This is a genomic window from Hymenobacter piscis, from assembly GCF_018760735.1.
GTDB lineage: Bacteria > Bacteroidota > Bacteroidia > Cytophagales > Hymenobacteraceae > Hymenobacter > Hymenobacter piscis.
Window position 1 is genome coordinate 165,786 of sequence record NZ_JAHHZN010000002.1, and the last position, 23,618, is coordinate 189,403.

Here is a 23,618-nt window from a genome sequence, read left to right on the forward strand (position 1 = left end):
TTCGCCCCGCTATTCGGTTTTTTTTATTGCTTATGCACTTCCCTACTCGTTGTTTGCTGGCCCTGGCGGGGCTGGCTATTTTGGCGGTGGCCCCGATCCACGCCCAGCACACCCTCACCGGCACCGTTCAGGACGAGCGGGGGGCCGTCGTCCCGTTCGCCGTGGTGGAGCTGCCCGCCCAAAAGCTCGGCGTGCAGGCCGATGACGAAGGCCGCTTCAGCTTTCCGCTGCCCGCCGGCCTCACTTCCACCGATTCGCTGGCCGTGTCGGCCCTGGGTTACCAGCGGCGGCGCGTGGCGGTGCCAACCGGGGCGGCGGTTTCCCTGCGGCTGGCCGCGTTGCCGGTTTCGTTGAACGAGGTGGTGGTGCGGCCGGGCGTTGCCGAGTGGGTGGGATTTAACGGGGAGCCCAAGAATTTCGGCTACTCACAAAACGGTCTATCTAAAGACAAAAATACCGGCTGGCAAATAACCCGCCTATGCCAGCCCGCCACCGATGGCTACCTGACGGCTGTGCGCTTCTTCGTAAAGCCTAACCATTGCAGTAAAACTGGGTTGCGGGCCCCTTTTCGGGTGCGGGTATATGCCGCCGATGGCCCTTCTGGTGGGCCGGGCACTGATTTGCTGCTTAGCTCCGTGCTGGCGGCCGCCACCCGGAAAGGCTGGGTAACGGTGGATCTGAGTCGTTACGGGATAGATTTCCCACAACAGGGCGTGTATGTGGCGATGGAATGGGTCTACACTTCTGATGAATACCTCTGTTCGTACACTTACACAGCATCCGATTCGCGTCAGAAGAAAACCGGGTTCTCCTACGGGCAGGCATTAGCTGGACAATTGGTAACAGCAGCAACGACCCAGACGTGGTACTACACCGTCGAAAATGGGTGGCGCAAGTTTGGTGGTCGCGCCTCTTCCGGTCAGCAACCGGTAGGTGATGCTGGCATCCAGGCCCAGTTTCAGCCATAACCCCATAAATACAGCGGCGGCCCCCGAACCGGGAGCCGCCGCTGTATATTATGGGGTTGCCAACCAGTTAGAACAGGCTGGGCGGGGGCGTTTTGAGTTGGGCGATGGTGGTCTGGCCGCCTTTCACCTTCTCGCCAATCTGCACCTTTACCTCCGTGTCCACGGGCACGAAAATATCGACGCGGGAGCCGAACTTGATGAAGCCGAACTCCTCGCCCTGGCTTACTTCGTCGCCCTCGTTCACGTACCACACAATGCGGCGGGCCATAGCGCCGGCAATCTGGCGGAAGAGCACCAGCGGGCCCGCTTCCGACTCCACTACTACCGTGGTGCGCTCGTTCTTGGTGCTGCTTTTGGGGTGCCAGGCCACCAGGTAATTGCCCGGGTGGTACTTGAAATAGCGCACAATGCCCGAAATGGGGTTGCGGGTGATGTGCACGTTAATCGGCGACATGAAGATGCTAATCTGCTTGCGCACGTCATCGAAGTACTCGGGCTCGTGCACATCCTCAATCACCACCACTTTGCCGTCGGCGGGCGCGATAATGAGGTCTTCGTGGGTGAACAGGCGCCGGGCCGGGCTGCGGAAGAACTGCAGCAGGATCAGGAACATAATCACCGAGATGGCGGCGAAAACCTGGTTGAAGCCGCTGTTTTCGGCATTGTAGCGGAACAGCAGCAGGTTTACGGCCAGCAGGGCCAGCAGGGTAAAGAACAGAATCCGTCGTCCTTCTTTGTGGATCTTCATGAATCGCAGATGATGCAGATGGTGCAGACGTCGCAGGTACAAGCGACTGCTACTGGTAAGCGTTAGGCTGACGTTGAAGCATTTACCGGAGGTCTTACGTCAAACGAGCCAGAGACGGCGAACCGCCCGGCAGCAAACCAGCCAAATAATACACGAAGATAGCCCGAACCACCGGCTCGGGCTATCGGAAAGCAAATATACTGGCCTTGCGGTGAAATTGTGAATTGGTGAAATGGTGAGTTGACGTTCGGCCGGTCCCGATTGCGCTGTTTGCGCCGCCAGAACCGGCCGAACGTCAACTCACCATTTCACCAATTCACAATTTCACCGTTTAGAAGCCCCCGCGGAACTTGTAGGTCTGGGCTACCTTGTCGATGGCCACGACGTAGGCGGCGATGCGCATGGGCACGTTGTACTTCTGGCTGGTGGCGTACACCTTCTCGAAGGCATCGGTCATGATGCGGTCAGCGCGTTCGGTCACCATTTTCTCGCTCCACTTGAAGCCCTGACGGTTCTGCACCCACTCGAAGTAGGATACCGTTACGCCGCCCGAGTTGGCCAGAATGTCGGGCACCACCATAATGCCCTTCTCGTTGATGATGGGGTCGGCGGAAGCCGAGGTGGGGCCGTTGGCGCCTTCCACAATCAGTTTGGCTTTGATCTGGTGGGCGTTGTGCTCGGTAATTACGTCTTCCACGGCGGCGGGCACCAGCACGTCCACGTCCAGGGTCAGCAGGTCGTCGGCGTTGTCCATGAGCGAGGCGCCCGTGAAGCCGTCGAGGCGGCCGGCGTGGGCGTTCTTGTAGGCCACGGCCTCATCGATGTCGATGCCGTCGGCGTTCCAGTAGGCCCCGCTGATGTCGGAAATACTCTTGATTTTGACGCCCTTCTCGCTCAGGAGCTTGGCGGCCCAGGAGCCCACGTTGCCGAAGCCCTGCACGGCGGCCGATACGTCCTTGGGGTCGAGGTTGAGCTTTTTGAGGGCGGCCAGGGCCGACACCATCACGCCGCGGCCGGTGGCCTCGGTGCGGCCCAGCGAGCCACCCATTACCAGGGGCTTACCCGTGACCACGGCCGGCGAGTTGGCGCCCACCGTCTTGGAGAATTCGTCCATGAGCCAAGCCATTTCGCGCGGGCCGGTGCCCATGTCGGGGGCCGGAATGTCGCGGTCGGGGCCAAATACGTCCTTCATGGCCAGGGTGTAGCCCCGGGTGAGGCGCTCCATTTCGCCGGCGCTCATGGTGCTGGGCTCGCAGATGATGCCGCCCTTGGCTCCACCGTAAGGGATGTCCACTACGGCGCACTTCCAGGTCATCCAGGCGGCCAGGGCCTTCACCTCGTCGAGGTGCACGTTCTTGTCGTAGCGGATGCCGCCTTTGCTGGGCCCCAGGATGGTGTTGTGAATCACGCGGTAGCCCTCGAACACGCGCAGCTTGCCGTTGTCCATGGTCACGGGAATGTGCACGATAACCTGCTTGTCGGCAGCTTTGAGCACTTCGTAGGTTTCCTCGTCGAGGCCCAGGATATCGGCCGCCACATTGAAGCGCGACATCATGGACTCCAGCGGGTTCTCGGCATCTACGCGGGGAGCCGGCTCTTTGTACTTGTACACCGTGGTGGCAGCCATACGGGTAAGGGGTTGGGTGGGGAAAATAAAAAAACCGGCGTCCGGGGGAGGGTTCCGGACTACCGTGGGGGAATTTGGGTGGCCAAAGGTACAGGGTTTACGTGGAGTTACGCGCTGGCAGTTTGCCCGCCTTTCCGGCCGAACCATCTCCCATTACGCTCCCGCCGCCCTGGGCTGCCGCCCGGCCGACCAAAGACCACGCCAAAGGCTTTATCATCAATTTTTTACACCAAAAAAAGCCAACGCCCAGGGCGTTGGCTTTTCAGGAATAGTGGCCCGGGGGCCGGCGCGCCGGGGCAGTTTCGACCCCTAGCTCCAGAGCAGCCGCAGCACCGCCAGCACGGGCAGAATAAAGAGGAAGGCATCGAACCGGTCGAGCAGGCCGCCGTGCCCGGGCATGATGCGGCCCGAGTCCTTGACACCCACGCTGCGCTTGAGCATGGACTCGGCCAAGTCGCCCAGGGGCCCGAACACGGCCACCACGCCGGCCACCACCAGGCGGTAAGTCAGCGAGAGTTCGGGCAGCAGGTAGCCCAGCAGGTAGCCCACTACCAGCGTGAGCACGAAGCCGCCCACGGCTCCTTCCCAGGTTTTGCCGGGCGAAATTTTGGGCGCCAGCTTGTGCTTGCCCAGGGTTTTGCCCGCCGCGTAGGCCCCAATATCGGAGGACCAGACCAGAAACAGGAGCGCGAAGATGCGGCGGTAGTCGTAGCCGGTGCCGCTGAAGGCCACCACGTGCAGCAAACTCATGGGCAGGCTCACGTAGAGCAACCCCAGCAACGCCACGCCCACGTTGGCGAAGGGCGAAAACGGCTGGTTCTCGCGGGGCCAGGCGTACATTTCGCGCAGAATCAGAATCACGGGCAGCAGCACAATGAGGCCGGCCGCCAGCAGGCGCAGCTGCTGCAGGTCGCTCACGGAAGCCGGCAGCGTATGGTTGGCCAGGCTGCGAAAATCGGTGAGGGCGGCCACGCTGGCAAACAGCAGCACGCTGATGGTACCGCCCAGCATGGCCGCGGGCTTGTAGCCGGCCTGCCGCATCATGCGGTAGAACTCGAGCAGCATCTTTACCTGCACCACCGCGAAAAACAGGGCAAACGTCCAGGCGCTGTACCACACGCTGCCCAGCAGCAACGCCGCCCCGATCAGGCCGAAAATAAGCCGCTGACTCAGGTTGGACATGGGCGGTTTATCGGCCGGCGGGGCAGCAGCAGCGGGAGAGGAAGCAGGGGCGGAAGAGGTAGACAAGCGGTTTTGGCTGTTAGCGGATGGCTATTGGCTGATGGCTTTCGGGCGGGCGAAAATCAGCCATCAGCACTTTTAACGTATCGAACAAAGCTAACAGCCATCAGCTAATAGCTATCAGTCACAAACTACGAACGGGTAGCATCCACGCCGTCGTGGCTGAGGGTGCGGGCGGGCGGGGGCGCTGTATCGGGGCGGTGCACGGCCACGCCCCGGCCCCCGAGCGTATGCATTTCGGTGGGCAACTCCTCGGGCCGGGGTGTTTGGGTTTGGTGGTAGAGGTAGCGCAGCAGCAGCCCGCACAGCACGAAGGAGGCCAGCACCAAGTACCAGGGCAGGGCTTCCGTAGAATCGGGGTCGAACTCGGCCGACGACCAGTCGCGCTGCTGGGCGTAGAGCAGCAGCAGCTGAAAGGCGTTCTGGGCAAAGTGGGCCGCCATGGGCACTAGGATGTTACCGCTCCATTCGTATAAATAGCCCAGCACCAGCCCGAGCACGAAGCGCGGGAAGAAGCCGAAGAACTGCATGTGAATGGCGCTGAAAATGGCCGCCGCCGCCCAGATGCCCACGTGCCGGGAGCTGAACCACTGCACCAGGTTGCGCTGAATCACGCCCCGGAAGAACAGCTCCTCGCTCAGGGCCGGTACCACGGCAATCACCACCAGGGCCACCACCAGCCTCCAGGGCGAGGAAAAGCGCGTCAGGTAGCGCGTGATTTCCTGGGCCCGGTCCTCCGACTCGCGGGCCCACTGTTCCCAATCAGCCAGAAAATCGGGCAGGTGCAGCTGGGCATTCCAGGCGATAAGACCCGACATGGCCGGCAGACTCAGGATGATAAGAGCCGCGGCCAGCAGCAGCCAGCCCACCGGCACCGGCCGGCGGGGGGCGAAATAGTCGGCCAGGGTGTGGCCGGTGAGCAGGGCGAAGGCCACGGCCGCCCCGCCCAGCATCACGAGCAGCGTCACGCCCTGGGCCAGCATCATCACGCCCCAGCCCTGCGGGTAGTCCTGCGGGTGCCGGTTGACGTTGCCCAGCTCCTGGAAGCCGATGCCGAAGAAAATCTGGCTCAGGGCCATCGTGAAGAAGCCCGCCACGCACAGCGCCGCCAGCAGCAGCACCAGCAGCAGAGCCAGATTGGCGGCCGGATGCAGCCGGCTGGAAACGAAACCTTTCATGGTGTTTTGGTGCTTAGTGCTTGGATTTTAGTGTTTAGTGGTCCGGAAGACCAACTGCCCTTTGTCGTTGAACGACCTACGCACCAGGCACTACGCACCAGGCACTAAATCCTATTGTCGTAAATTTGCGCAAAATACTAGAATAGCCTGCCGTGGTTCACATTCGTAACATTGCCCTGCCCGATTTCCCGCTCCTGCTCGCGCCCATGGAGGACGTGTCGGACCCGCCGTTCCGGGCCGTGTGCAAGCAGGGCGGCGCCGATCTGATGTACACCGAGTTCATCTCCTCGGAAGGTCTGATCCGGGCCGCCGCCAAGAGTCGCCAGAAGCTCGACGTGTTCGACTACGAGCGGCCCATCGGCATTCAGCTCTTCGGCTCCGATGTGGACACGATGGGCGAGTGCGCCCGCATCAGCACCGAGGCCGGCCCCGACCTGATCGACATCAACTACGGCTGCCCCGTGAAGCAGGTGGCCTGCCGGGGCGCGGGTGCCGCGCTGCTGCGCGACATTCCCAAAATGGTGGAAATGACGGCCGCCGTGGTAAAAAACACCCACCTGCCCGTGACCGTGAAAACCCGCCTGGGCTGGGACGACTCGACCAAGAACGTGGAGGAAGTGGCCGAGCGCCTCCAGGACGTGGGCATCGAGGCTCTCACGGTGCACGGCCGCACCCGGGTGCAGATGTACAAGGGCGAGGCCGACTGGGACCTGATCGGCCGCATCAAGAACAACCCGCGCATCAAAATCCCCATCTTCGGCAACGGCGACATCGACTCGGCCCAGAAGGCCGTGGAGTACAAGAACCGCTACGGCGTGGATGGCGTGATGATTGGCCGGGCGGCCATCGGCTACCCCTGGATTTTCCGGGAGGTGAAGCACTACGTGGCCACCGGCCAACTGCTGGCCCCGCCCACCGTGGAGGAGCGCGTGCAGGCCTGCCGCATGCACTTCGAGAAAAGCCTGGAGTGGAAAGGCCCCCGGGCCGGCGTGTTCGAGATGCGCCGCCACTACGCCCAGTACTTCCGCGGCCTCGAAGGTGCCCGCCAGTGGCGCAGCCGCCTCGTAGACACCAACGACCCGCTGGAAATCCACCACATCCTCGACGAAATATCGGCCGCCGAGCCCATGATGGTGGGGTAATTTCGGTTCTTTAGAACGTCATGCTGAGCTTGCCGAAGCATCTCTACCGGAGCTAATCAAAGAAGTTAGCATTGCGGTAGAGATGCTTCGGCAAGCTCAGCATGACGTTCTTTTATCATCTCATACAGCACCCTTTCCTCCCCCACCCCATGCCCACTACTACCCCCGCGCCTACCCCGCTGCCCCCCGTTACGCCGGCGCCGGCGGCTCCTTCGGCGGCGGCCTGGGGGCTGCTGCTGGTGCTGGCGGGCATCTGGGGCACCTCGTTTATTCTGATGAAGAAGGGACTGGTGGTATTTTCGGCCCTGGAGCTAGGCGCCTGCCGGGTGAGCGTGGCGGCCCTGCTGCTGCTGCCCTTCGCCCTGCGCCACGTGGGCCGGGTGAACCGGGATAAGCTCAAGTGGCTGCTGCTGAGCGGCGTAGTGGGTACGCTCCTTCCGGCTTTCCTGTTCGCCTACGCCGAAACCCGGCTGGCCTCGGGGCTGGCGGGCGTGCTCAACGCCCTCACGGCCGTATTTACGCTGGTGGTGGGCGCGGCTTTTTTCGGGCAGCAGCTCACCGGCCTGCGGGTGCTGGGCATTGCCCTGGGCCTGGCCGGCACGGTGGTTCTGATGCTGCTGGGCGGCAGCGCGGCGGCCGGCACTTCGCCCGCTGGCGAGGAAAATGCCTGGTACGGGCTGTTCATTGTGGCGGCCACGCTGGGCTACGGGGTGAGCGTGAACGTGATCAAGCGCCACCTGAGCGACATTCCGGCCCTGGCCGTGACGGGGCTGCTGCTGCTCTTCATCGGCGGACCGGCCCTGGCCTTCCTGCTGCTCGGCACCGATTTCGTACCCAAGCTGGCCACCGTGCCCGGCGCCTGGACGGCCTTCGGCTACATCGCCCTGCTGGCCACCATGAGCACGGCCGTGGCCATGGTACTGTTCAACAAGCTCATCCAAACCTCCACCGCCCTGTTCGCTGCCTCCAACACCTACCTCATCCCGGTAGTCGCCCTGGCCTGGGGCGTGCTGGATGGAGAGCAGTTCAACGGCTGGCACCTGCTGGGCATGGTCATTATCCTGGTGAGTGTGGCCATCATTCATAGGGCGCGGTAGCGGTGAATGGGTGACTCGGTGAATGAGTGATTGAGTAAAAAAAGCCCTGTCATCCTGAGCGGAGCGAAGATTCCTGTTACGCTGAAACGACACCATATCAACGGTTCGTGCTGACGTAGCAAGATCCTTCGCTCCGCTCAGGATGACGTTTTTTTTGCTCAATCACTCATTCACCACTTCACTCATTCGCCGAGTCACTCTCATACGGCCACTCGTGAAACCGCTTGGGCAAACCCAGGCGGACCGGGTGGGTGGCCAGGTAAGCCAGTACGCGCGTCAGTTCATCCTCATCCTGCACCACCAGCTCGTGGGAGCCGGGGTGCCAGAAGTCGGCTTCGGGGGGGAGCTGGCCGCGCAACAGGCGGCGGGCCTGGGTGGCGGTGCGTTGCATGAGTAGCTCGATGGTTTTGTAAAGTGAGAGGCCCACGCCGGCCGGCAGGTGCAGCACGGCGTGCAGGTGGTTGGGCAGCAGCACGAAGCCCGGCACCCGCAGCCCCTGCTCCTCCAGCATCAGTAGCTCCCCGGCCACCAGCTCCGCCAGCTTCTCCCGCTCCAGGTACTGCGGCCCGACAGGGGCGGCATCCAGCAGCGCATCGAAGTCCGCAAAAAACCGCTTTTCGGCCCGGCGGGCGGCGGCCAAGGGGTCGGGGGCGGTGCGGGCGGCCTGCTGGGCGGCCACGCGTTGGGTGTGCAGTTCCCGGCCAGCCCGGGTAGGCACGGAGCCGGCCAGGCGCAACGTGAGCAGAATGGTTTCACCGGCGGGCAGCATAGCAGGGGTAAAAAAAGTCGGGCGGAAACTACCCCCGTAAGGTAGCTTCCGCCCGACTTTTTAAGGGACCTTTCGGCAGAACTACTTGCGCCTGGAGGCCTTGACCTTGGTTTTCACCTTAGTCGTTTTGGCGGGTTTCTCGGTGGAAACAGCCGGCGCGGCCGGCGTAGCGGCTGCCGCGGCCCCGGTCATCGGGAAGCCGCGCTGCTGCATCAGGGCCTCAATTTTCGGGTCACGGCCACGGAAGGCGCGGTAGCCGGCGGCCGGGTCCACGGTGTTGCCAACGGTGAACACGTGCTGGCGCAGGCGGGCCGCCACGGCCGGATCGTAGGGGCCGCCGGCCTCCGTGAAGGCGCTGTAGGCATCCGCGGCCAGCACCACCGACCACAGGTAGGAGTAGTAGCCGGCCGAGTAGCCATCCGACGAAAACACGTGGTTGAACTGGGGCGTGCGGTGGCGCATCACCAGCTCGGACGGCATGCCCAGCTGGGCCAGGGTTTCGCGCTCGAACTTGTCGGGGTCGATTTTCTGGTCGCCGGCCAGGTGCAGCTTCATATCCACCAGGGCGCTGGCCAGAAACTCGGTAGTGGCGAAGCCCTCGTTGAAGGTGCTGGCCTTGTTGATGCGATCCACGAGTACCTGCGGAATGGGCTTGCCGGTTTGATAATGCAGGGCGAAGCGGTTAAGCACCTCCGGGGTCGCCAGCCAGTTTTCCAGCACCTGCGACGGGAATTCAACGTAGTCGCGCACCACGCTCGTGCCCGAGAGCCCGCCGTAGGTCACGTTGCTCGACAGCCCGTGCAGGGCGTGGCCAAACTCGTGGAATAGGGTGGTGGCGTCGGTCCAGGAAATGAGCACTGGCTCGCCGGGCTTGCCCTTCACGAAGTTGGAGTTGTTGGAAACGATGGTCGTCACTTCTTTCCCATCCAGGCGCTCCTGACGGCGGTAGGCGTTCATCCAGGCCCCCGATTTCTTGCCCGGGCGGGCGTAGGGGTCGAAGTACCAGAGGCCCACCTGCTTGCCGGTGGCTTTGTCGTTCACCTGCCACACCCGCACGTCGGGGTGGAACACGGGCACGTCCGTCACGGGCACGAAGCTGAAGCCGAACAGCTCGCCGGCCACCCAGAACATGCCCTCGCGCATCTTGTCGAGCTGCAGGTATTGCTTCACCTCGTTCTGGTCGAGGTCGTAGCGCTCCTTGCGCACTTTCTCGGCGTAGTAGGCGTAGTCCCAGGGCTCAATCTTGAAGTCGGCGGGGGCGCCTTCCTTTTTGGCCAGGGCCAGCATATCGGCCACTTCCTCGTGCACCCGGGCCACGGCCGGGGTCCAGACCTGCTCCATGAGCTGCATGGCGGCCTCGGGGGTTTTGGCCATCGTGTTATCAAGGCGCAGGTGGGCGTGGGTTGGGTAGCCCAGCAGCCTGGCCCGCTCGGCCCGCAGCTGCAGAATCTGGGTAATCAGGGCGTTGTTGTCGTGGGACCCGCCGTTGTCGCCACGGTTAGTGAACATGCGCCAGGCCTTCTCGCGCAGCGGCCGCTGGTCGGAGTAGGTCAGGAAGGGGTCGATGCTCGAGCGGGTGTTGGTGATGACGCCCGCCGCATCCACTTTGCGGGTGTCGGCGGCGGCTTTGGCCCCGTCGCGCAGCGAAGCGGGCAGGCCGCTCAGGTCCTGCTCGGTTTTGAGCACCAGGGTCTGGTCGGCTTCATCGGCCAGCACGTTCTGCGAGAACTTGTTGAACAGCCCGGCCAGCTCCTGGTTGATGGCCGACAGGCGGGCCTTGGCCGGAGCATCGAGCTTGGCGCCGGCCCGCACGAAGGCCTTGTAGCGCACCTCCGTCAGGCGCTGCTGCTCGGGCGTAAGCTTTTGGGCCGCCATCGAGTTGTACACCGCCTCAATGCGCTTGAACAGGGCCGCGTTCTGGGTTATCTGGTCGCTGAAAGCAGCCAGTTTGGGGGCCATTTCGGCCTGCACAGCCGCCACTTTGGCGTCGTTGAGCGAGGTACCCCAGATGCCGTACACGGTTTCCACCCGGTCGAGGGTACTACCACTGCGCTCCAGGGCGGCAATGGTATTGTCGAAGGTGGGCGCGGCCGGGTTGTTGGCAATGGCGTTGATTTCGGCCATACTCTCAGCCATGCCAGCTTCCAGGGCCGGTTTGAAGTCGGCCACGTTCACCTGGTCGAAGGGCGGCACACCGCCGTGGGGTCCACTCCAGGGCTGGAGCAGGGGCATGGGCGCGGCGGGCCGCTGCATCCCCGTCGGCGGGTTGGGAGCCGACGGCTGGCCCTGGGCCGACAGCGCGGCCCCAAATAGCCCGAGGCCGGCCAGCATCGTCAGAGCGGGACCGGAAGAAGGAAACAAAGAGAACATAGGCAGGAATTGCAGGAAAAAATGATTCGCTAAGATAGACCACACGCAACGGTTGACTTCCGCAGGCCACTAACCTGTGGCTCGGACTTTTGTCCGTATCCCGTTGGCTTGAACAGCCGATTAGTCGGGCGGCAGCCACCAATCGGCCACCCAAACTGTCGAGCTACGGACTGAAGTCCGGGCCACGGGCCGGCAGCCACTGCTCCAACAGGGCGGCGGCGGGGTGGGTTCAGCCGGCGGGTTCCAGCACCCCGTTTTTCTCCGCCAGCCGACCGGCGGTCAGCAGTTCCGCCAGCGCGGTTTCCAGTTGGGAGCGCAGCTCATCGGAGGGGCGGGAGAAGCCCAGCAGGCGGGCGGCGGCGGCCAGGGCGGCTTCGCGAGGCAGCGCGAAGCTCTGCGCAACTACCGTATGCAGGGCGCGGGCCAGCTCCTCGGGCGCGATGGGGGCTTTGCGGGTGGCGGCGGGCAGGGCGCTCCGGTCGCGCAACGGGGGCTGGCGCATAGAAATTTCCCACAGAAAATCGCCCTCCCGGCGCAGGTAGCGCAGGTTCTGGGCCAGCACGGCCGCCGCTTCCACGGCCCGCAGCATGCGGGCGCCCACCTGGCGCGCGCCCCCGGCCCGGGCCAGACGGCGGACGGCTTCCTCCACGTGAATCGGGCTTTCGATGCGCACTACCAGGGCCAGCCAGCTGGCCAGCTGGCCCAGGCCGTGCTGGTGCAGGGCGCGGTGGCCCACGGCGGCGGGCAACTGGGCCAGCTGGTAGGGCTCGGCCACGGCTGCCGGCGCAGCAACGGGCGCTTCCCGCACCAGTGCCGGCAACGCGGGTTCCACGCCTGACTTCGGTCCTTCCTCAACCGCCGCCGCTGCCGGCGCTTCGGCGGCCCGGCGGGCGGCTTCGATGGCGGCCACCGTCCGGGCCAGGGCGGCGGCCGGGTCGCGGAACCAGTCGGTGCTCCAGACGTGGTGCAGGTGCCAGCCCCGGCTTGCCAGCACGGCCGGCCGCAGCCGGTCCCGGTCGCGGGCCGAGCGGGCCCCGGCGTACATGGCCCCGTCGCAGATAATGCCCAGCCAGTAGCGGCCCGGCGCGGCGGGGTCGGCAATGGCCAGATCGAGGTAGAAGCCCCGCGAGCCCACCCGCGGCACCACCTCATACCCCTGGGCGCGCAGGGCCCGCGCCACCACCTCCTCGAAGGGTTCTTCCGGAGTCGCGGGCCGCGCCGGCAGGTTTTCCGCGGCACGGCCGGCCTGGGCAAACCGCAGGAAGGCCTGGAGGGCGGCCACGCCTCGGGCGGCGGTGCGGGTCAGGTCCAGGTCGGTGGGCAGCAGGTTGGTGAAGACTTCGCAGCGCAGCCGGGCCCGGGTAATGAGCACGTTGAGCCGCCGCTCCCCGCCCTCCCCGTTCAGCGGCCCAAAGCTCATGGCCAGCTGCCCCGATTTCGTGCGGCCATAACCGAGGCTGATGAAAATCACGTCCCGTTCGTCGCCCTGCACGTTTTCGAGGTTTTTCACGAAGAAGGGCTCGTGGGCGTGGCGGTCGAAAAACGCCGCGGCGGGCTCCGATTGGCGCAGTTCCTCCACGGCCTGCTCGATGGCCTGGCGCTGGGCCGTGCTGAAGGCCACCACGCCCAGGGTGAGGTGGGGCGCGGTGCGGGCGTGGCGGAGCACGGCGGCGGCCACGGCCCGGGCTTCGAGGGGGTTGGTGCGGGTGGTGCCCCGCTCGTAGTGGGTATCGGGCAGGTGGTGGTAGGCCAGGCCCAGCGGCGCGGCAGCAGGCGCGCCGGCGCTGGGAAAAACCACCAGATGGTCGTCGTAAAAAAGCTGATTAGAAGGCTGAATCAGGGACTCGTGCTGACTCCGGTAGTGCCAGCGGAGCATGAGCGCGGGCATGCGCCGGGCCTGGCACAGCTCCAGAATGCTGGGAATATCGGCCGTCACGTTGTCGTCGTCCGCCTCGTCCTCGGCGCGGGTCAGGGAGTCGAAGAACGAGGTGGGCGGCAGCTGCTTTGAGTCGCCGACCACCACCAGCTGCCGGCCCCGGGCAATGGCGCCCAGGGCCTCCACCGGCTTCACCTGGCTGGCCTCATCAAACACCACCAGATCAAACTCCACGCCCCCCGGCGGCAGGTAGGCGGCCACTGATAGGGGCGACATCATGAACACCGGCTTGATGGCCTGCACGGCCCGGCCGGCTTCCTGCAGCAGGCGGCGCAAAGCCAGGTGGCGGGTTTTCTTGGCGAATTCGTGGCGGAGCAGACCCATCTGGCCGCTGGCCTGGAGGTTGGGCAGGCGGGCATGATGGCGGCGCAGCACCTGCACGCGGTGGCCCAGCTGGTTGAGGGCGTCGGCATGGCGGAAGTGGGCGGCGGTGGCCTCGTGGCCGGCCCGCTCGAACTGCCGTAGTGCCGGGTGCTGCTCCTGGGCCTGCTGTCCCAGAAACTCCAGCCAAGTGCGTTGCACGGCCGCCGCCAGCCAGTCGGCGGCGGGCTCCCAGCGCTCGGCCACTGCCAGCAGCTCCGGGTGCCCCTCGGCCAGCACGGCCGCCGCCACGTTGTTCCACGCCAGCAGGGGCCGGAGCCCCGCCCGTCCGGCCGCCCAGCCCGCCAGAACCGCCTGCTGCTGGTCGAAGGGCTGAAACTCCAGCCGCCCGGCGGGCCCGAACCGGCGCACTTCGTTCAAGCGCAACCCCTCCACCACCGCCCCCAATGCGGCGCGGTGCCTGCCCAGTGCAGTTTCCAGGGCCGCCAGCAGGTCAGCCAGTTGGGGGGCGGGCGGGGCATTACGGGTGAGGTAGGGCAGCAGTTCCGCCGGCAGCTCGCCCCGGCTGATGCGCTGGTGGGTGAGGCTGAGAAACTGCTGGATGCGGAGCAGGGCGGGCCAGTCGGAGGCCAGGCCCCGCCAGGCGGGGCCGAACAGGCGGGCGGCCAGGGCGTCGGCTGCCGCGACCCGGGCGGCGTGGCGGGCGGCTTCGGCCTGGGCTTCCAGCACGGGCAGCAGGTGGTTAAGCTCCCGGGGCAGGGGTTGGCGCCAGAGCGTCTGGAGGCGGCGGCGGGCCCGGCGGTAGTCGCCGATGAGAAAATTCCACCATTTGTCGCCGTAGGTCAGCAGCGCGGCGCGTTCCTGAGTCAGGTTCTGGTCCCAGACTTCGGGCTGCAACACCGGCTCGTACTGTCGGCGCAGGGCGGCGTGGGCGGCCCCGGCTTCCACGGCCGCCGCCACCAGCCCGGCAGCCGGGTGCCACTCCACATCGGCCACGGCCACGCCGGCCAGGGCGGGGGCCAGCCGCAGGTGGCGGGCGGCGGGCAGTAGCTGTTCTGCCCCGGCCCGGTCGAGCGGGGCGGGCAGGCCGAGGTGGGCGGCCAGGGCGGCGGTGGCGGTTTGCAGGGCGAGTACGGCGGCCGACGCTTCCGCCAGCGCGTGGCCCAGCGCCTCTGCGGCGGCGGGCGGCAGGCTCGTCAGCTCGCTGCCCCAGAACAGCAGGTGGCGGGGCACCCCAATTTGGCGGAGCGTGGCCTGGAGCCGAACGGCCAACTCCCCGGCGTGGGTGGCGTCGGCGTCGGTCCAGGTGGCTAGGGCGGCGAAGGGCAGGCGGGGCAGCTCCGGCGGGGCGGCCGTTTCGCCCAGGGCCAGCAGCTCGCCGGCCACCTGGTGGGCCGAGCGGTGGCTGCGCCCGATGGGGGCGTTGGCGGCGTGGGCGTAGGCGTTGAGGGCGGCGCGGTGGCGGGGCAGCTGGCTGAGCTGGTCCTGCACGGCCGCTGCCGGCGGGGCCGGACGCCCGAGCAGCAGGGTGGTCTGCAATTCTTCCAGCAGCGCCTTTTTGTTGGCCTTGTGGCTGTGCAGCTCCAGGCAGGCCACACCCAGGCCCAGGGCATCGAGGCGGCGCTTTACCACTTCCAGGGCCGCCATCTTCTCGGCCACGAACAGCACCTTCCGGCCCGCCCCGATGGCCTCGGCCAGCAGGTTGGCAATGGTCTGCGACTTGCCGGTGCCGGGCGGGCCCTGAATCACGAGGTGGCGGCCCTCCTGCACCGCCAGCAAGGCCAGCAGCTGCGACGAATCGGCTTCCAGCACCTGGTGCAGGGCGGCGGCGGCCGGCACGTCGTCCAGAAAATCGGCAGCCGAGTGGGTGGGCGGGGCTACCGGGAAGCCGGCCGCCGGATCGAGCAGGGCCGCCAGGGCCGGGTGGGCCAGCAGGGGCTGGTCGGCGGGCCAGGCGGCGGGGTCCAGGTCGCGGTAGAGCAGGAAGCGGCCGAAGGAGAAGAAGCCCAGCTCCAGCACATCGGGCTGCACCTGCCAGCGGGGCCGGCCGGCCACCACGGCCGCTACGGCCGCCAGGTAGTCGGGCAGGTTCACGTCGTCGTCGGGCAGGGGCAGGGGCAGGCCGAAATCGGCGCGCAGGCGGGCCTGGAGCGAGAGGTTGCCCTCCACCTCGGCCCCGGTGTGCCGCACCCGGAACCGCTCGGCGGGCCCGGCCCGCACCAGCTCCACGGGCACCAGCACCAGCGGGGCCCGGCGGGGCTCGGGACTGGCGTCGGTTTCGTACCAGATGAGCTGGCCCAGGGCCAGGTACAGGATGTTGGCGCCCTGTTCTTCGAGGCTGGTGCGGGCCGCGTAATAGGTGTTGAGCAGGCGTCGGTGCAGGCGCTCCGCCGTTTCGAGGGTTTGCAGGTGGCTATCCAGCAGGTCGACCACCGGGGGCGGCGGGGGAGCCGGGGCGGCGGGCAGCTCCAGGCCCAGGGCGGCGGCCCGGCGGGCGGCCCGTTCGGGGTCGCCCTTCCAGCCCGTGCGGGCCGGGGCTTCGGGCAGGGCAGCAAAGCTCATCGGCCGGCCCCGGCGCACCAATATATCCAACACGGCGGCGGCCTGCTCGCCCACCACCGTTACGCCCCGGGCCGCCAGCGGCCGGAAATTGAGCAGCGGATTGCGCAGCCCCAGATCCAGCAGCTCCTGGCGGGCAGCTTCCAGACGAGCAGCAAGGGCAGTGGTCATGGGTGAACGATAGGCTGTCTGATGGCTGCTGGTATTATCGCCAGGACGCTGCCGTAAAAGAGAACGTCATTCCGAGCTTGCCGAGGAATCTCGCGTGCTGACGTTGCCGAAGTAATTCCACTATCCGGATTACCAGCACAACATCGGCACGCGAGATTCCTCGGTCCCTTGCTTGATGCGCAACATGCTCGGAATGACGTTCTGCTGGTTGGGTTTCTGTTTTACTCCGGACCGTTATCAGCCCACGGCTTTGCGCAGGCTCAGCTTGCTGTGCTTGTAGCCGTAGTTGAAGTACAGAATCAGGCCGATGACCAGCCAGCCGAAGAACAGCAGCCAGTTATTCACGCCCAGCTGGGTCATCAAATACAGGTTGGTGAGCAGGCCCAGGGTGGGCAGCAGGCTGAGCTTGCGGCGGAACGACACCCACGAGAGGCCCAGGCAGAAGGCGAAGAACACCAGCATCGGGATGTAGTGGCGGCCTTCCTCGTAGCTGGTGGTCAGGGCGCGGGTGAACTCCTGGATGCCGGCCTGATTGTAGAGGAGCACGAGTACGCCGCAGATGGTCAGAATCAGGGGTACCAGGAACTGGCCGTTGATGTAGGGCACCTTGAAACGGGCATCGGAGGTGCCGTAGGGGTCGATGATCAGGATGCCGCCGCACACTAGGGCGAAGGCGAACAGGGTGCCGATGCTGGTCAGGTCAATCACCAGATCCATGTTCAGCAGTAGGGCCGGAATGCCCACGAACAGGCCCGTGACGATGGTGCTGAACGAGGGCGTGCGGAACTTGGGGTGCACCTTGGCGAATACTGGGGGCAGCAGCCCGTCGCGGCTCATGGTCATCCAGATGCGGGGCTGGCCGATCTGGAACACGAGCAGCACCGAGGCCATGGCGAATACGGCCGATACGGCCACCACGCCGCCCAGCCACTTCACGCCCACTTTGTTGAACACGTAGGCCAGCGGGTCGCCCACGGCCAGCTCCTTATAGTTCACCATGCCGGTGAGCACCAGCGTCACAATCACGTAGAGAATGGTGCAGATGATGAGGGCGTAAATCATGGCCCGGGGCAGGTCGCGCTGGGGGTTTTTGCACTCCTCAGCGGTGGTCGAAATGGCATCGAAACCGATGTAGGCGAAGAACACCGCCGACACGCCCTTGAGCACGCCGCCAATGCCGTTGGGCGCAAACGGGCTCCAGTTATCGGGCTCGATGTAGAACACGCCCACCGCAATCACCACGGCCACGACCACCAGCTTGAGGCCCACCAGGATATTGGAGGCGTTCTTGGATTCCTTGATGCCGATGTAGACCAGCGCCGTAATGGCCAGCGTGATGAGGCCGGCGGGCAGGTCGATGACCAGGCGCAGGCCGCCGGGCAGCTCGGGGGCCGTGTTCCAGGCGTTGTAGCCGGCCAGCTGGGCGGCCGAAGCATCGAGCGGGTTACCCGACTGCATCATTGCTAATACTTCATAGTAATGGAAGTAGGCACTCTGCATGCCCATCGTGAGCCAGACGGGGATGTGCAGCCCGACGCCGTCCAGGAGGCCGGTAAAGTAATCCGACCAGGAAATGGCCACCACGATGTTGCCCACCGCGTATTCCATAATCAGGGCCCAACCGATAATCCAGGCCGCCAGCTCGCCAAACGAGGCGTAGGCATAGGTGTAGGCCGAGCCGCTCACCGGAATGGTGGCCGCAAACTGGGCGTAGCACAACGCCGAAAACGCGCAGGCCACGGCCGTGAACACGAACAGCAGCGACACGGCCGGGCCGCCGTCGTGGGCCGCGTTGCCGATGGTGCTGAAGATGCCCGCCCCAATGACGGCGGCAATGCCGAGCGAGGTCAGGTCGCGGACGGTGAGGTGGCGCTCCAGGTTATGTTCGCCGGGATGGGAGCCGTGCAAATCCGCGTCGGCGGGCGGATTCACGAGCAGGTCCGAAACGGTTTTGCGGCGGAATAGTCCGCCCAGGCGGGAAGGGGGTACAGGGGTTGACAAAGTAGCGGGGAACAGGTTTAGAGGGCAAAAGATACAGAATAATGCCGGGCAGCGGCATAAAGCAGCCGGGCTTCTGCCCCGGAAAAGAGAATCCGACGGCCGGCGCCACGGGTGGGTTCCTCCTGCCCATCGCCGCGGCGGGGCCCTGGGTCCCGGCCCCCGCCCACCCCGCCGCCGGCCTGAAAAAAAGCGGCTGGCCCCGTGTGGAATCCGCCGCCGCCCGGCATCAACCCCGCAGACCCTCACCAAAAGCTGCTGCCCCATGGCCCGTTCCCTCACGCTCACCATCCCCGATCCCTGCCCCGAAAGCTGGGCCACCATGACGCCCGCCGCCCAGGGCCGCCACTGCGCCGCCTGCGCCAAAACGGTAGTCGATTTCAGCCGCATGACCGATGCCCAGGTGGTGGCTTTCCTAAACCAGACCAGCGGCGGAAGCTGCGGGCGGTTCCGGGCGGAGCAGTTGGGCCGGCCGTTGCGGGCCACGACAGAAGCACCGGCGTCGCGGCGGTGGCTGACCACCGCGCTGGCCTTGTTGGGGTTGGGCGTGGCCGGACCGGTGGCGGCGCAACGCAAACCGGCCGCCCCGCAGGAGCAGCGGGTGTTGTTGGGGGAAACGGCTGCGCCTGTAGCGGCTTCCCCCAACCGGGTTATTCAGGGTCGGGTAACAGATGCCGCTAACGGCGAGGGACTACCTGGGGTAACAGTGCTGCTTAAAGGGTCTCCTGTGGGAACGGGTACTGATTCGAATGGCAAGTTCGAATTGGCTTTGCCCCCATCCTACAACATGCATAATCAAGTAGATCTGATGATTACTTCTATTGGGTTTACTGCTCAAACCCATTCGATAAAGCTAGCCGACTTGCAGCCACTCGCTATTAAAATGAGTTTAGATCCAACGATTCAATCGGGTGAAGTGATAGTCGTAGCTGGAGGAGTTCGAGCTTGGCACCCTGCATACACGCCCCGCGGCCTGTGGCAGCGGCTGACGCGGCCGTTTCGGCGGTAGCAAATCGGGATACCGCCCAAACCTTTCGCCCCCCAAAATCCTTATGCCAGCAGTATGAGAAACCTGCTGCTGACGACCGTTTTCCTGTTATTCGCGGCCTCGGGCTGCGTCCTGAAGCCCACCAATAAATTCGACGTGTTCACGGAGCGGGCCGAGCTGCCCCGGGAGGAAGCTGTGCACCGGCAGAACTCCCTGGAGTGGTGGTACTTCACGGGCCACCTGCGCGACAAGGCCTCCAGCGAAATGTTCGGAGTGGAGTACGTGTTCTTCCACTTCAACCTCAACGGCAAGCGCGACTGGCAGATGGTCAACTTCGCCCTCACCGACCCCCAGCGCCAGCAGTTCCGCTATGATTACAAAGTCACGCGCCTGCCCGAGCTGCTCGAATCGGCCCTGCCCCTGAACCTGAGCGCCCGTAAGCAAAACCAGACCTGGACCCTCACCGGCCAGGAGGGCCGCTACCACCTCCAGGGCCGCATGGCCGACCACCCCGGCCAGGCCATCAACCTGACGACCACGCCCGCCAAGCCCGTGCTCCTGCACGGCGGCACCGGCTACGAAAACTACGGCAACGTCGCCAAGGCCGGCTACTACAGCTACCCCCGCCTGGCCACCACCGGCACCCTCGAAATCGGGGGCCAGGTGCGCGAAGTAGAAGGAGAATTGTGGTACGACCGGCAATGGAACGGCAACTCGGTCACCAACAAGGGCATTGGCTGGGACTGGTTTTCGGTGCAGCTCGACGAGCCCCGGGCCGAACTCATGGCCTACCAGCTCTTCGACCGCAAAACCAACCAGATGGTAGCCGGCGGCACCCACTACGGCGCCGACCTGAGCAGCCAGCACCTGAGCGCCGAGGAGTTCCAGCTCGACGTGCTCGACTACTGGGTCAGCCCCCACTCCAAGCTGCGCTACCCCAATAAGTGGCGCCTGCGCGTGCCCAGCCAGGGCTACGACCTCACCATCACCCCCGTCATGCCCGATCAGGAGCTGACCCTCAAGCTCTTCGCCGGCATCAAGATGCACTACTGGGAGGGCATGTGCCGCGTCGAGGGCACCCACCACGGCCAGCCGGTAAAAGGCAACAGCTACGTGGAAATCACGAATAGAGGGAAATGAGTTGTCCGTGCTCAGTTGCCAGTTGTCAGGTCGTTCCTTGATACATAAACGACCTGACAACTAGCAACTGCACACGGACAACTCGTTTCCTCATCCGTTCAGAATCACCCGGAAGGTGGTGCCGCGGCCGGGCTCACTCCACTTCACGAAGAGGCGGCCCTTGTGGTAGTTCTCAATGATGCGCTTGGCCAGGGCCAGGCCCAGGCCCCAGCCCCGCTTTTTGGTGGTGTAGCCGGGCAGAAACACGCTCTGCATCTTGCTTTTCGGGATGCCCTTGCCGGTATCGGTGATGTCGATGGCAATCTGGGACTTGTTGCGGATGGGGCGGCGCAGGTGCAGCGTGATGCTGCCGCGGCCGTCCATGGCGTCCACGGCGTTCTTGCAGATGTTCTCAATCACCCAGTCGAAGAGCGGAATATTCACCTGGGCGGGCGTGTCGGTGGGCAAATCGGTTTTCACCTCGAAGCTCACCTTGCGCGACACCCGGCTTTGCAGGTAGCTGATGGCGTTTTCCGTTACGCGCAGAATGTTCTCATCCTGGAGTACCGGCACCGAGCCGATGTTGCTGAACCGCTCGGTAATGATTTCGAGCCGCCGGATATCCTTGCCCAACTCCTCCACAATGGGCTCATCGCGGAACCGTTCCGATTCGCGCAGGTAGTGCTGCCAGCCCACCAGGCTGCTGAGCGGGGTGCCCAGTTGGTGGGCCGTTTCCTTGGCCAGGCCCACCCACACGCGGTTCTGCTCGGCCCGGCGCGAGTAGCTGAACGCGAAGTAGGCAATGACGCCCAGGCAGCCGATGATGGCCAGCTGCACCAGCGGATAAAACCGGAGCTGGGTGAGCAGCGCCGACTCCTTATAATAGAGCCGGTTGCGCAGCCCCGCCCCGATTTCGATGACGATGGGCGGGTGCTGGTCGCGCATCTGGGCAATTTCGCCGCGCAGAAACCGGATGGACGCCGCCTCCGACGCGCCCTTGGGCACGTTCACGTTGCGGGTGTCGATGATGTTGTCGTCGCCGTCGGTGATGATGACGGGGATGGTTTTGTTGGCCTCAATGATTTCGTCGTAGAGAAACGACAGGTTCGACTCCTCCTCCGTGTTGATGATGTAGCGCTGGGTTTTGGCATAGAGGTCAATCTGCTGGCGTTCCCGCTCGGATAGGCGCTGCACCAGAATGTTGGTATACACCACCGTGGCCGCCCCAATCAGCAGGGCCACCCCCACGATGATGAGCTTGATGCGGGACTTCTGATCGTAGATGGGAATGGGGAGCACGGAGGACCTGAAAACGGGGTGGCAGACGTGCCGGATACGGCCGGCACCCCGGCGAAGATACAGTTCCGACCCCGGCCGGAACCCGGCCCGGCCGCGGGCGCCCACTGTTTTTCACCTGTTTTAGCGGCCCGGAAACGCCGTTAGCCGTCGGTAACGGCCTTTATGCGGCCAATATTGCCGCCGGCCGAACCCCGAGGGGCTATCAACTGTTTTTACCCTAGCAATTTGTAACGTATTTTTGCCCCCTGATTTTCGCACTAGCACCTGCTATGCTCCATCCATTCAAGGCCGTCAGTTTATCGTTCAAGAAAGCCCCGCTCGCCATCCGCGAGCTGATTGCGCTTGATGAGGCCGCCTGCCGCCACTTCCTGCACACCCTCCACCACGACCTGGGCCTCTCCGACCTGCTGGTGCTCAGTACCTGCAACCGCACGGAGGTCTACTATTCGGCCGAGCGCGACCAGAGCCCCTCCATCATTGAGGCCCTGGGCCGGCTCAAGGGCCTGGCCGAGGTCAGTGAGTTCTTCCCCTATTTCGACGTCCTCGACGCCCACCACGATGCCGTGCAGCACCTCTTCGAGGTGGCCATGGGCCTCGATGCCCAGGTAGTCGGCGACCTGCAGATCAGCAACCAGGTCAAGCAGGCCTACCAGTGGTCGGCCGATGCCGACGCGGCGGGTCCGTTTCTGCACCGCCTGCTGCACACCGTTTTCTTCACCAACAAGCGCGTGCAGCAGGAAACCTCGTTCCGCGACGGGGCCGCCTCCACCTCCTATGCCGCCCTGGAGCTGGTGGAAGAGCTGACCGCCGACGTGGCCAACCCCCGCGTGCTGGTGGTGGGCCTGGGCGAAATCGGGGCCGACGTATGCCGCCACTTTGGCGACAGCAAAATCTTCACCGACGTGACCATCTGCAACCGCACCCGCGCCAAGGCCGAAGCCCTGGCTGAGGAGTGCGGCCTGCGCCTCATCGATTTTGAAGACCTGGCCGGGGCCCTGCGCGAGGCCGATGTCATCATCAGCAGCATTGCCCACGCCGAGCCCTTCTTCACCAAAGCCCTGGTGGCCAATCTGGAGGTGCTCAGCTACAAGTTCTTCATCGACCTCTCGGTGCCCCGCAGCATTGCCGCCGACGTGGAGCAGGTACCCGGCGTGCTGGTCTATAACATTGACGCTATCCAGAGCAAGGCCTCGGCCGCCCTGGAGCGCCGCCTGGCCGCCGTGCCACAGGTGCGCGCCATCATTGCCGAAAGCATGGTGGGCCTTCAGGACTGGACCAAGGAAATGATGGTGTCGCCCACCATCCAGAAGCTCAAGAACGCGCTGGAGCAGATCCGCCTCGAGGAGATGGACCGCTACCAGAAAAAGCTGAGCCCCGAGGAAACCAAGCGCCTCGACGACATCACCCGCTCGCTGATGCAGAAAATCCTCAAGCAGCCCGTGCTCCAGCTCAAGGCCGCCTGCAAACGCGGCGAGGCCGACCAGCTCATCGACACGCTCACCGACCTCTTCGACCTGGAGCGCCAGCCCGACGTGGCCTAGCCCAACTCAGCAGCCCAACACTCAGGTAAGCAGCAAAAGCCAGCGGCCCGACTCATCTGAGTCGGGCCGCTGGCTTTTGCTGACGTTCAGCACCACCACAAAGGGGCTAAATCGTGTCGCAGCACTCTTCCAGCGAGTCGATTACATCGAGCAGCTTCGGAATGGAGAGGGAGTAGTAGATTTTGGTGCCCACCTTGAAGGAGGACAGAATGCCCCGGTCTTTAAGGGTGATCAGGTGCTGGGAAGCAATGGCCTGGGGCAGGTCAAGAGAACGGTAGATTTCCGTGACGGTCATCTTATCCTCTTTGCCCAGCAGGTCCACAATGGCCAGCCGTTTGGGGTGGGCCAGCACTTTGAGCATGGCCGCCGCCTTATCTACTTTTTTGGATTCTACTCGTGAAAGCAATGGTTTCATATGTCGTTACAACGGTGGTACCAAGGGGTAGGTATGCAGGAATAGGGCTAATACGATATTTTAAACCCGCAAAGTTCCTTGGAGTGTACCTGAGCTGAAAAAAATTACGGAAAGAAGAAAATTGCACCCG

16 protein-coding genes are annotated in these 23,618 nt (G+C 64.6%); 6 read left to right on the forward strand and 10 right to left on the reverse strand.

Going from position 1 to position 23,618, the window contains the following annotated elements; translation table 11 throughout:
* Positions 1-32: 32 nt before the first annotated feature.
* Entirely contained in the window at positions 33-968 is a 936-nt protein-coding gene (locus KLP40_RS02875) for a carboxypeptidase regulatory-like domain-containing protein (protein ID WP_215592102.1), read from the forward strand.
* Positions 969-1,035: 67 nt separating this feature from the next.
* On the opposite strand, the gene KLP40_RS02880 is transcribed toward KLP40_RS02875, so the two are convergent.
* From KLP40_RS02880 to KLP40_RS02895, 4 genes are all read right to left on the reverse strand, one after another.
* Positions 1,036-1,716: a phosphatidylserine decarboxylase family protein gene (locus KLP40_RS02880; protein WP_215592103.1), complete on the reverse strand. Its 681-nt coding sequence runs from the start codon at positions 1,714-1,716 to the stop codon at positions 1,036-1,038.
* 331 nt (positions 1,717-2,047) lie between these two features.
* Complete coding sequence (locus tag KLP40_RS02885) at positions 2,048-3,343, reverse strand: Glu/Leu/Phe/Val family dehydrogenase (RefSeq protein ID WP_215592104.1); 1,296 nt, start codon at positions 3,341-3,343, stop codon at positions 2,048-2,050.
* Positions 3,344-3,652: 309 nt separating this feature from the next.
* A complete protein-coding gene (locus tag KLP40_RS02890) occupies positions 3,653-4,591 on the reverse strand; it encodes a phosphatidate cytidylyltransferase (RefSeq protein WP_215592106.1) in 939 nt (312 codons plus the stop codon).
* A 125-nt stretch (positions 4,592-4,716) separates the two neighbouring features.
* Positions 4,717-5,763 (reverse strand): CPBP family intramembrane glutamic endopeptidase, encoded by a 1,047-nt coding sequence (locus tag KLP40_RS02895; RefSeq protein WP_215592107.1) that lies wholly within the window; start codon positions 5,761-5,763, stop codon positions 4,717-4,719.
* A gap of 152 nt (positions 5,764-5,915) precedes the next feature.
* Here KLP40_RS02895 and dusB point away from each other — a divergent pair, with 152 nt between their 5' ends.
* A complete protein-coding gene (gene dusB / locus KLP40_RS02900) occupies positions 5,916-6,905 on the forward strand; it encodes a tRNA dihydrouridine synthase DusB (RefSeq protein WP_215592108.1) in 990 nt (329 codons plus the stop codon).
* 149 nt (positions 6,906-7,054) lie between these two features.
* Positions 7,055-8,002: a DMT family transporter gene (locus KLP40_RS02905; RefSeq protein WP_215592109.1), complete on the forward strand. Its 948-nt coding sequence runs from the start codon at positions 7,055-7,057 to the stop codon at positions 8,000-8,002.
* 178 nt (positions 8,003-8,180) lie between these two features.
* On the opposite strand, the gene KLP40_RS02910 is transcribed toward KLP40_RS02905, so the two are convergent.
* The 4 genes from KLP40_RS02910 to KLP40_RS02925 form a co-directional block, all read right to left on the reverse strand.
* Positions 8,181-8,771 carry a hypothetical protein gene (locus tag KLP40_RS02910; RefSeq protein ID WP_215592110.1) on the reverse strand — a complete coding sequence of 197 codons (591 nt, stop codon included), beginning with the start codon at positions 8,769-8,771 and terminating at the stop codon, positions 8,181-8,183.
* 81 nt (positions 8,772-8,852) lie between these two features.
* Positions 8,853-11,141, reverse strand: coding sequence for a M3 family metallopeptidase (locus tag KLP40_RS02915; protein ID WP_215592111.1), 2,289 nt, complete (start codon positions 11,139-11,141; stop codon positions 8,853-8,855).
* Positions 11,142-11,370: 229 nt separating this feature from the next.
* Positions 11,371-16,128: a DUF3320 domain-containing protein gene (locus KLP40_RS02920; protein ID WP_215592113.1), complete on the reverse strand. Its 4,758-nt coding sequence runs from the start codon at positions 16,126-16,128 to the stop codon at positions 11,371-11,373.
* 237 nt (positions 16,129-16,365) lie between these two features.
* Complete coding sequence (locus tag KLP40_RS02925; protein ID WP_394369964.1) at positions 16,366-18,129, reverse strand: amino acid permease; 1,764 nt, start codon at positions 18,127-18,129, stop codon at positions 16,366-16,368.
* A 262-nt stretch (positions 18,130-18,391) separates the two neighbouring features.
* Between KLP40_RS02925 and KLP40_RS02930 the strand changes: the two genes are divergently transcribed.
* Positions 18,392-19,135, forward strand: a complete 744-nt coding sequence (locus KLP40_RS02930) for a carboxypeptidase-like regulatory domain-containing protein (protein WP_215592114.1) — start codon at positions 18,392-18,394, stop codon at positions 19,133-19,135.
* Between the two features lie 54 nt (positions 19,136-19,189).
* On the forward strand, positions 19,190-20,254 hold the full coding sequence (locus KLP40_RS02935; protein ID WP_215592115.1) for a lipocalin family protein: 1,065 nt from the start codon (positions 19,190-19,192) through the stop codon (positions 20,252-20,254).
* 90 nt (positions 20,255-20,344) lie between these two features.
* Here KLP40_RS02935 and KLP40_RS02940 read toward each other — a convergent pair whose 3' ends face one another.
* Positions 20,345-21,532 (reverse strand): HAMP domain-containing sensor histidine kinase, encoded by a 1,188-nt coding sequence (locus tag KLP40_RS02940; protein ID WP_317196740.1) that lies wholly within the window; start codon positions 21,530-21,532, stop codon positions 20,345-20,347.
* A gap of 269 nt (positions 21,533-21,801) precedes the next feature.
* Between KLP40_RS02940 and hemA the strand changes: the two genes are divergently transcribed.
* Positions 21,802-23,073, forward strand: coding sequence for a glutamyl-tRNA reductase (hemA, locus tag KLP40_RS02945; protein ID WP_215592116.1), 1,272 nt, complete (start codon positions 21,802-21,804; stop codon positions 23,071-23,073).
* 106 nt (positions 23,074-23,179) lie between these two features.
* Here the strand turns inward: hemA and KLP40_RS02950 are convergent, their stop codons facing one another.
* Complete coding sequence (locus KLP40_RS02950; RefSeq protein WP_215592117.1) at positions 23,180-23,488, reverse strand: ArsR/SmtB family transcription factor; 309 nt, start codon at positions 23,486-23,488, stop codon at positions 23,180-23,182.
* Positions 23,489-23,618 lie beyond the last annotated feature (130 nt).